This window comes from Candidatus Desulfolinea nitratireducens (genome assembly GCF_982879505.1).
The window spans coordinates 1-8584 of the sequence record NZ_CEYOSI010000155.1 but is presented as its reverse complement, the minus strand read 5'-3'; the positions used below and the strand labels follow the sequence as shown (position 1 = coordinate 8584).

6 protein-coding genes are annotated in these 8584 nt (G+C 49.9%); 4 read left to right on the top strand and 2 right to left on the bottom strand.

Annotated elements, in window-relative coordinates:
* Nucleotides 1-871 (top strand): hypothetical protein (locus AC3DOM_RS12840; RefSeq protein ID WP_487919446.1); only part of this gene is annotated, 871 nt, incomplete at its 5' end.
* A gap of 195 nt (nt 872-1066) precedes the next feature.
* The gene (locus tag AC3DOM_RS12835) at nt 1067-2329 is read left to right on the top strand and encodes a hypothetical protein (protein ID WP_487919445.1); all 1263 of its coding nucleotides are present in this window, start codon (nt 1067-1069) and stop codon (nt 2327-2329) included.
* Between the two features lie 55 nt (nt 2330-2384).
* Here AC3DOM_RS12835 and AC3DOM_RS12830 read toward each other — a convergent pair whose 3' ends face one another.
* The gene (locus AC3DOM_RS12830) at nt 2385-3404 is read right to left on the bottom strand and encodes a CAP domain-containing protein (protein ID WP_487919444.1); all 1020 of its coding nucleotides are present in this window, start codon (nt 3402-3404) and stop codon (nt 2385-2387) included.
* The gene (locus tag AC3DOM_RS12825) at nt 3401-6523 is read right to left on the bottom strand and encodes an FAD-binding and (Fe-S)-binding domain-containing protein (protein ID WP_487919443.1); all 3123 of its coding nucleotides are present in this window, start codon (nt 6521-6523) and stop codon (nt 3401-3403) included. The genes AC3DOM_RS12830 and AC3DOM_RS12825 overlap by 4 nt, the downstream gene beginning before the upstream one ends.
* 116 nt (nt 6524-6639) lie before the next feature.
* Here AC3DOM_RS12825 and AC3DOM_RS12820 point away from each other — a divergent pair, with 116 nt between their 5' ends.
* Both AC3DOM_RS12820 and AC3DOM_RS12815 read left to right on the top strand, forming a co-directional pair.
* Entirely contained in the window at nt 6640-7809 is a 1170-nt protein-coding gene (locus AC3DOM_RS12820; protein WP_487919442.1) for an NAD(P)/FAD-dependent oxidoreductase, read from the top strand.
* 116 nt (nt 7810-7925) lie between these two features.
* Entirely contained in the window at nt 7926-8309 is a 384-nt protein-coding gene (locus AC3DOM_RS12815) for a hypothetical protein (RefSeq protein WP_487919441.1), read from the top strand.
* Nucleotides 8310-8584 lie beyond the last annotated feature (275 nt).

Genomic DNA, 8584 nt, shown 5'->3' with positions numbered 1-8584 from the left:
GGGCTTGACCGAAGATCAATTTGTTACACCTCTGGAGCATCTTGATATTCTTTTCCCCGCAGAGAGTGCGCTAAATTACTTTTTTGATGTTCCGGCATCCACAATCACAAATCGTTTCACAATTTATCAAAGCTCCTATTCAAGTTTTTCAAAATTATTGATTTTAATAGGATTTATCTATATTTTTTTTCGGAATAACGATATTAAAAGAAAGCTTTGGTTCGAGGCAATATTGGTTGCAGGTATTTTTCTACCATTGTGGCTTTTTGCTCTTACCCAAAATTCTTCGTTATATGCTCAATTTTTTACTCTATCCGATCCCATTTTATATATATGGCTTGGGCTTGGTATATGTGGATTGTTGGAATTATTATCTTGGCTAATTAATTATGTCTTTTCTGCAAAGAAGAAAGATTATCGAAATCTAGCGATGATATTACTCAGCTTTCTGATTATTATTTTCCCCTTCTGGCAATCCCGCAAAGCAATCTTTTCTGCCTGGGAAAATGGGTATACTCGCGATATAAAAAATTCGGGCGTATATCCCATTTTTGCGCCTGAGCAAAAAGCTCGCTTAGCCAGACGTATAGTCAATAAAGTTGAAGAAGATGCGATCGTTTTTACAGAGTGGGATAGACTTTATACCTTTTATTACGTTGCCCATATAGAAAGGGGGCTAACAAGGATAGACTTTCATCAAGCCTATATTGGAGATGGGACGACAGAAGTTGCAGATTCTTTGGCAGCCTATATCGCCGGAAATATTGATACAAGACCAATTTATACAACTATTCCATTGCTTGACTTAATTCCATTTTATACATTTGAGCCTGTTTCAGATGACCTTTTACGGTTGCATAAAAGGGAATAGCCTTTCAATAAAATCCCCTTCATAAAATAATATTAATATCTGACGGTTCGAATCCGTTCACCCGCTCTTCCAAACCAGCCCTGGGGGCTGGTTTTCATGACACCAGCATAGTAAATCTTGTGATTTTTATTCCTTGCGATTCCCTTTCCAATATTCTATACTTTGATTACAAATTCTTAATAACCGGAGAATCCCATGACCCAAGATTTACGCAATTTGCTGAAGATACCCCACTCCCGCATTGATGAGATCAATGCAATCCTACTTAATCCCGAGGAGCGAGTGATCAACGATTTTCTGGATGTCGTCGCCAAATATGGCACACCTGAAGAGATCAATGCCAAAGCCGAAGAAGCCCGCAAGTTGGACAACCTGCTTGCCAAGGTCAAGGAGACCAAGCCCGAATACCTTGACGATCTAATTTGGCTTGAAGGGCAACGTGACGCGGGGGCTTTTATCACTGTGGATGATTATCGAAATAAAGTTCTCGGCGAAAAAGCCGCATCGACAAATTTCACCGATGATTTTGCCGTCACCCTTGAAGTCAGCGCCTGTCAATATTTCCCCTGGCTGATCAGCGCGGCAAAACGTTCGATCAACGAGGGCAAATTGCTGCCCGGGCGAATTATCCGCGTCCGCATGATGAAGGAGCAGGAAGAGGATGGCGACCTGGTCGCCTTTGCCGCTGCGATGCAAATTATCGGCGCATCCTATGTTGAGACTCTGGATACAAAGGGGACCGATGGTTCCAATATCCACCTCGGTGGCCCGGATACTATCGCAGGTTATTTTGGCGGGATCGGGCAGCCCAATGATCACGCCCTGATGTGGCTGGACGAATACCTGTATTACTATACCAACTATGGCCTCAAGCAGGTCCTGAATATCAATCCCGGCACGGTCTTTTTGGGATATATGCTCCATCGTCTGGAGATCGACAATGAGTTTAAAATCTCGGTCTTTATGGGCAATGATAATCCTTATGGTGCCTTGTGGACCTTAATCGGCGCAAAACTTTTCTCTCGTGACGATGGGACCACCCCCCTGATTGGCTTCAACTGGGGCAACTCGGTCAATAATCAATCGATGGAGATCACCGCTCAATTCCGCAAATCACTTGGCTTCGAAGATATCGTCCGATTTGAGCATCATATTACCGAGTGCTTCAAAAATATCATCATCCAACCCTACAACCGCCGCGACGAGTTGCTGGATCTGGCTGACCATGTCCCAAATATTTCCGCAAAACACGAGGGTGGTGATCCCGAAATAGACGGTGCACGAGAACACCCCTCCGATATTCTGGATTATTTCCGGGACAAAGCTGAGGTGATCGAATCGGGTGCCTGGGATGATCTGGAATTAAACTTCATGGATAAATACGAGTCCACGAATAAAACTGCCTGGCAACTAACAGAGCGCGGGTTGTCTTTCATCGCGGCAGACGTGCATAAGTAAAACTCTTCGCAAAATGAGACTTCCGAAGTTTTGAAAACTTCGGAAGTCTGTGCATTTAATCCCGCTCTCTGCCGCTTAGCCAGGTCACCAATCCCGCCATGAAAAGAGCGACCAATATAATTGCCATTACAGCCAATAAGCTACTATCTCCAACAAATTTTTTTTTCAACCCCTCGTCAACAGGAATCTCTTTTACCGCTAAAGTCGCGTCACTTGTGGGCGCGGGGATGCTGGTTTCTGTGAAAACAGGAGCTGTCGGCGAAGGCTCAATAGTGGCTGTCGCTGTCAAAGTCGGCTCGACCACGGTCGGGATAAGAATACGAACCAAAATCATCTCCCCGGGAAAAATCGATTCTTCAGCACTCATCCCGTTAATATTTCTTAATTCCTGGACAGTTGTCCCGTAAATATCTGCGATGCCCCATAAGCTTTGGCCCACCTTTACCTCATGAACCACCTGCCCATTCTCATTCGGGGTACTCGTCACAACGGGGACGATCCAATCCAGGGTCGGCAGCGCACCAGTTCCCGGGGTCCCGTCACCTCCCGATGGGGTATAAGCAATGGTGCCTCCAGTGGGAAGCGCGGCATCCAGCGTGTAATAGACATAATTTCCAACAGTCACCACGCCAGCGCCAACTTCTGTCAGATTGGGGGAGAGCATGGTAAGTAAATGGGGCGCGTCTCCCTGCCATGCTGTGACCGCCTGCGCGGGCGTTAAATTTGTGCCTGCCTGGATATTCTCAGAGAAAAATCCACCCAGCGAGAGATCTCCCGCAACCGGATATCCTGCTGCCAGCGCTCGCTGGGATGGGCGTGAGCCATCCGCACTGTAATGGGTCACCGTGCCTGTATTCGCCTGGTATTGGGTATGGGCCTGGGCAACGGACATCAAGGTCGCATTGATCGCATAAGGGGGCAATCCGTTTGCGGTGCGCAAAGCGTTCACTTCATCGATCAAGGTATATGCGTCGACAGCAGGCCTGGGATTGAGCGCGGATGCAGCAGCCGAGGCAGAGAAAATTCCCAATATGAATATTGTCAATAATGAGAATATCAGGTTACTTTTTTTCATGATCCGTCGATCATAGCGGAAATTAGCACCAGTGGATGATCTGCCGCGACACCCGTGCCATCTGCAATTTGCTCCCGGCAAGATGTCCCCGGGGCGACGATTGAGGTGGTTCCGCTTGCCCCCATTTTCCGGCGAATTTCCGGAAAGAGGACCAGCTCCCCCACCTGCATCGATAATGCGTAATGCTCCTCTTCGTAACCAAATGATCCCGCCATTCCGCAACAACCGGATGGGATAATCTCCACATCATAGCCAAAAGCACCGAGCAGCGCTGCGGTGGCTTCCTGCCCAACAGGGAGACCATCATCTGCGGGCGGACGGGCCTTTTGATAACAATGGCCATGCAAGCTGACTTTCTGCAAATCCTGATCTCGATCTACTCTTATCTTATTGGCTACGCGCAAATTCCTGTCATCACGCAATAAAAACTCATCAATAAGATAACTACGCTGATTCAAGGACCGCATATCTTCATTGTTCGGGAAGAAGTCCAAATACTCATCCTTTAGGGTATAGATCTCTGAAGGTTCAACCCCAACAACGGGATATTCTCCTTCGGGGTCAATTTTGGCGATCGCATTCCGCACAGCTTGGGCGTGCTTCTTTGCCGCCTCGAGAAATCCTTTTGAGATCAGGGTCCGGCCAGCGCCCATAATCGGTAAGGTAATCACTTCACAACCAGATGCTCCGAGAACTTTCAGCGCGGCCCGTTCGATCTCTGGCTCGAAATAGCGGGTGAAGGCGTCGGGGAGGTAGAGAATGATAGCCGGTTTATCTGTCACTGCGAGCGTCCGTTTGCGAAGCAGTCTCCCCCACTGTTTTGGAGATCGCTTCGTCGGATATAGCTCTCCTCGCGATGACAAAGTATTAAATTTTGGCAACGCACGTTCAGGGGCAACGCCTAAAGATTTCTTCGCCCAATTCCCAATCATTTGGTTACCCATTCCCCAATTGAGCAATCTTCCAAATGGTGCACCGAGTTTTGCCAATGATCCAATATACCCAAAGACATAATCCCTCAGTTTATGCGGGTGGGATTTGTAATAATGGCTGGAGAACTCATATTTGAGTTTTGCCATATCCACGCCCGAGGGGCATTCGGATTTGCAGCCCTTGCAGGCGATGCAAAGATCAAGGGAGTTAACAACTGCCTCTTGAACTGAGGAGGGCTGACCGCTGATCATGGAAGATGAACCGCCAAGACGCCAAGTTTTTAAAAAGTTCTTTCTTGGCATCCTTTGTGACTTGGCGGTTATGCTTTTCCCAGAGATTAATGCGCGAAGTAGATTTGCCCGTCCGCGCGTGGAATGGCTTTCCTCGCGGGTTGCCTGAAAGGTGGGACACATCGTCCCATCAAACTTCAGACAGACGCCGGCTCCATTGCATTGCTCGATTGCGCCGATCAGCCCGCCCTGTGCCCCATAGTCCAACACAGGGACGCTGAAAGCCTCTGCCTTATAATCCGGCCCATAACGTAAATTTTCGTCCATTGGCGGCGGGGAAACGATCTTGCCGGGATTGAGAAGATGATCGGGATCGGCAGCATTTTTGAGCAGACGAAAGGCATCGTTAATCTCTTTCCCATAGATTTTTTCAAGGAATTCAGAGCGGGAAAGACCATCCCCATGCTCACCGGTCATCGCGCCACCCAGGCTGAGTACAAGCCCTAAAGCGGCTTCGGCGATCTTGCGCAGGTCACGTTTTCCCTGGGCTGATTTAACATTCAGCACCGGGCGCATATGCAGGCAACCTGAGGAGGCGTGGGCATAGAATACGCCGCGAGTGCCGAAATTTTTGAAGATCTGCTCCATCCCGCGGACATACTCCCCCAGCCTTTCCACAGGCACCGCGCAATCTTCGATAAAGGTCACCCCGCGGGTTTCACTCGTGGATGTCGACAAAATCCCCAGGCCGACCTTGCGCACCTTCCAAATATTCGATTGTGCCTTTGAGTTAGTGACTATACGCAAGTCATCACCAAGCGCTTTGGCTTGTTCCTGCAAGCGGACCGGATTAGCCCCCGAAAACTCGACCACCAAAAGATCGGAGGCTTCCCCGTCAACAAAGTCGATCATCGGTGCGTAGGCCGGGACCTCGCGTGCCAACTCGATCAATATCCGCGGAAGCAACTCAATTGCTGAAGGTTTTTTCTCCAAAATCCCGGGGACTGCATCACAGGCTTCCGCAACGCTTTCAAATGGGATCACAACCAAAACCGTCTGCTTTGGCCTGGAAACGAGATTAACTGTCATTTTGCGAATGACAGCCAGAGTCCCCTCCGAGCCAGCGAGGAGAGGTACGAGGTTGATAGTATTAGGTTGAAGGTTGGGATAGCGTTTCTGATCCCATTGGGGAGGCGCTGAAGCCGACCAGGGGAGTAAATAATTCAGACGATACCCGGAGGTGTTTCGCCAGACACGCGGCCAACTGTTGCGGATTTGCTGATCATATTTATTACGAATATGGAGTGCCGCAGAATAGAGCGTCGCTTCGAGATTTGCCGAGGTGTCTAATTCGCCAAATTCAAAGGGCTGCGCAAGATGACTATCCTTTGCGATGAGAGAGGCTGCGGCTAACGATCTTTCCGCGAAAGTCGCCAGCGCACCATCGGCCAGGATGACATCCGCGGAAAGGATATGATCAGCCGCTATGCCATAGCGGATGGAGTGGGCCCCGGTCGCATTATTGGCGATGACGCCACCCATTGTGGCGCGATCGGCGGAGGCGGGGTCGGGACCAAATCCCAGGCCAAATTTGGCGGCGACCCGGTTGAGGTCAGAAAGGATCACGCCCGGTTCAACAGTCGCAGTACGCGTTTCGGGATCAACATCCACGATCTTGTCGAGGTGACGCGATAGGTCAAGGATCAGGGCATCCCCAATCGCCTGCCCGGCTAAACTGGAACCAGAGCCACGCGGTAAAATCGGAATTTTATATTTGGCAGCCAACTCAACCGCGGCATGCAGATCATCCTGATTTTGGGGGATAAAGACACCGCGCGGCGCAATCTGATAGATGGAGGCATCGGTACTGTAAAGGGTGATGGTGATATCATCTGTGCGGATATCGCCGGAAGTGAGACCCTTGAGTTCATGGATAAAATCGGGATGGAGTGACATGGGCCAATTATGACACAAGTTTGGGATTACAATAAGGAAAATTTAAACACAAAGGATACTAAGAAGCATTAAGAAAACCTTTGTGTTCCTTTGTGTTTAGTGAATAAGGAGATCAAATGAGCAATACAGCAGACGCGATCATCATCGGCGGGGGCATTCATGGGGCAAGCCTGGCGTTTCATTTGGGCCAGCGCGGCTTGAAATCTCTCGTGTTGGAGAAGAAAACACTCGCGGCCGGAGCAACGGGTCGTTCGAGCGGATTGGTACGAATGCATTACGATCTTGAACCAGAATCTCGATTAGCCTGGAAATCCTTTGAATATTTCCGCCACTGGAAGGATATTATTGGAGGAGATTCTGGATTCACCCGGACCGGCTTCATCCAACTCGTTTCTGAGAATTACGAAGAGGCGCTGCGTGGCAACGTCGCCATGCATCAGCGGATCGGGATCCCTTCCCTGCTGATCGACCCTGAAGACGTTAGACGCCTGGCGCCCTTTTTCAGGACGGATGATTTCAACGTGGCGGCTTATGAACCTGAATCAGGATATGCCGACCCGAATGCAGTGGCAGCCTCTTTAATGGATGCCGCCAAGCGCTTTGGTGCCCGACTGGTACAGGATTGCGCCGTGACGGGAATTCAACTTGCTTCCGGCAAAGTGAGCGGGGTGAGTACATCCCAGGGTGATTTCTCCGCGCCGATCATCGTCAATGCAGCGGGAGCCTGGGCACAATCCATCGCGGCGATGGCAGGAGTCGATCTTTCCGTGGACACCTGGCGACATGATGTGGCCTTTGTCCGGCAGCCGAAATCGATTCCCGCCAATTACCCGACGGTGATCGACAATATCCACTCGATGTATTTCCGTTCCGAGACCGGCGGGCTGACCCTAATTGGGCTGGAGGATAAAAATCCGATCGGCGAATCCCCGGATGGCTTTACCGACCGCGCCCAGCCTGGATTTGTAGAGCGGGCCATCGAGCGGATCTGCGAACGAATTCCCAGCATGGAGAATGGAGATTTACACAGCGACCAGGGCGGCTATGACGGTATCTCACCCGACCAGCGTGCCATCCTCGGGCAGATCGGACCGGAGGGGTTCTACGCCCAATGCGGCTTCAGCGGAACCGGCTTTAAGATCGCGCCGGCGGTTGGACTGTGCATGTCTGAGTTGATCGTGGACGGCGCAGCCAAAACGGTCGACATCAGCCCCTTTGATCCGCATCGCTTCGAGCGCGGAGATCTGTTGAAGGCCGAGCATGCTTATGAGGATATCTGGCATTAGGAAGTGTAAAGAAATCAACCGCCACACTTGTACCTGCGATGCAAGTGCAGGTGAGACGCGAAGGGCGCGAAAGGAAATCCAAGAAAAATAAGATCTTAGGATAGGAAAAATCTTATTTGTCGCCCCCTCAATCCCCCATTTTGAAAGAGAAAATAGGGGGAGGGGTTGACTGGGATCCTTTTATGGTTGCCCGGCGTCATTTTGCCATAGCTCAACGTCGCTTTGCCGTTGCTCAGCGTCGTTTTGCCGTTACTCGGCGTCGTTTTATGGTTGCCCGGCGTCGCTTTGCCGTTGCTCAGCGTCGTTTTGCCGTTACTCGGCGTCGTTTTATGGTTGCCCGGCGCCGTTTTGTCGTAGCTCAGTGTCATTTTGCCGTTGCCTTGCATCGTTTTGCCGCTGCACAGTGTGGGGAGGGGTTGCCCGGTATCGTTTTGTCGTCACTCAGTGTCGTTTTATCTCTGCACGACGCGGTGAGTGGTTATGCGCTTGACAGAATGTGAATAGGGTTGTAAAGTAATAGATATTACCTGATGGGTTTTGCAGCCCGGGTTTATGAGGAGGATTTTCTGTTTTACGCGCTCCAGAGTAACCTTATCACGCTTTTAGAATATGATAATCACGCGTTTTGCGGTTTATCACGCCATTTTTCCGCCTATAAGCCATTAAGCTGTTACACTCTGTATATTACCATTCTTTGAGGTGGATATACAGCATAAGTCGGTTATGTGTAGTTGAACGAACGTTTGTTCTACTGTCTATTAAGTGGGACAAAATG

What these genes read in the sequence shown, in the direction of transcription:
- AC3DOM_RS12835 (WP_487919445.1), top strand. Translation starts at nt 1,067, where the DNA reads ATGACCCAAGATTTACGCAATTTGCTGAAGATACCCCACTCCCGCATT.
- AC3DOM_RS12830 (WP_487919444.1), bottom strand. Translation starts at nt 3,404, where the DNA reads ATGAAAAAAAGTAACCTGATATTCTCATTATTGACAATATTCATATTG.
- AC3DOM_RS12825 (WP_487919443.1), bottom strand. Translation starts at nt 6,523, where the DNA reads ATGTCACTCCATCCCGATTTTATCCATGAACTCAAGGGTCTCACTTCC.
- AC3DOM_RS12820 (WP_487919442.1), top strand. Translation starts at nt 6,640, where the DNA reads ATGAGCAATACAGCAGACGCGATCATCATCGGCGGGGGCATTCATGGG.